The organism is Hydrogenophaga sp. (assembly GCF_041633695.1).
Classification (GTDB): Bacteria; Pseudomonadota; Gammaproteobacteria; order Burkholderiales; family Burkholderiaceae_C; genus Hydrogenophaga.
The window spans coordinates 1-1,138 of the sequence record NZ_JBFJMY010000749.1; the positions used below are offsets into that span (position 1 = coordinate 1).

The 1,138-nt window shown below is 69.9% G+C and carries 2 protein-coding genes; both read left to right on the plus strand.

Going from position 1 to position 1,138, the window contains the following annotated elements:
* The coding region (locus ABYB95_RS23800; protein WP_372662939.1) for a hypothetical protein at positions 1 to 382 on the plus strand (382 nt) is incomplete at its 5' end.
* Positions 372 to 1,138 (plus strand): CBS domain-containing protein (locus ABYB95_RS23805; protein ID WP_372662942.1); only part of this gene is annotated, 767 nt, incomplete at its 3' end. The genes ABYB95_RS23800 and ABYB95_RS23805, both read left to right, overlap by 11 nt.

Sequence of the window (1,138 nt, forward strand, 5' to 3'; positions counted from 1 at the left end):
GTTGCGCGCGCCGCAGGCGACCAGCTTGTCCAGCCTGATGCGCAGCCCCGGCGCGGTGCTGATGGCGCACGCGGCGCTGGCCGGCACGGCGTCGCACCCAGGCTGGGAGCAGGCCTCGGCCTTGCCGGTGGTGGAGCCGGGTGAGCGCCTGGTGGGCGTGATGACCCGCGATGCACTGGCGCGTGCGCTGCGCCGCAGCCTGCCGATGCCGCTGGCCGACGCGGCGGTGTCCACCTTGCCCGCCGTGCTGGTGCGTGGCTACTGGCAAACGCTGTCGGGCATGGTTGGGGTCGGGCTGGGGCTGTTGCCTTCGGTGCCGCCGGTGCTGGGCGCTGCGCCGCAGCGGGAACAGGAGCACGACGGGAATGGGCATGGGCACTGAAGCACTGGCACCGGCCGAAGCGGCGCTGAGCCACCGCTTTTTGCTCGACTACCCGTTTGAGGCCGCGCGCCTGTTCGAAGCCATGCCCTCGGCCACGGCGGCGGGACTGATCGCCGCGCAACCGCCGCACGCCAGCTTGCGCGCCTGGCAGGCGCTCAGTGCCGATGTCGCGCTCGACGTGCTGGAACAACTGCCGCAAGCCCTGGCCCTGCATTTGCTGGCCGAGGCCGAACCCGTGGTCTCGGTGGCGGTGCTGACCCAGCTCGACGCCGAACCGCGTGCCGCCTGGTTGCGGCGCCTGGACCCCGAAGTGGCCAAGGAGCTGAGTGGCTTGCTGGCCTATGCCGAAGATTGCGCCGGACGCCTGATGGACCCGCGCGTCAGTCCGCTGCGCACCGGCATGACGGTGGCCGAAGCGGTGGAGCGTTTGCGCCTGATCCGCCGCGACGGCCTGCGCGAACTTTTCGTGGTGGACGACGATGGCCGCCTCACCGGCCGCGTCGAGGTGCAAGACCTGGCTTTGTCGGCGCGCGAGTTGCCGCTGGCCGACATCACCCGCAGCGTGGTGGCCTTTGTGAGCGATCTCGATCCGCGCGAAGACGTGGTCGAAACCCTGCAAAAACACCCGATCACGGCGCTGCCGGTGGTCAATATCGGCGGGCGTTTCATCGGCGTCATCCGTCAAGCCGAGCTGATGACGGCGGTGGAAGAAGAAACCAGTCTGGACATGCTGACCATGGTGGGTGCCAGCCCCGA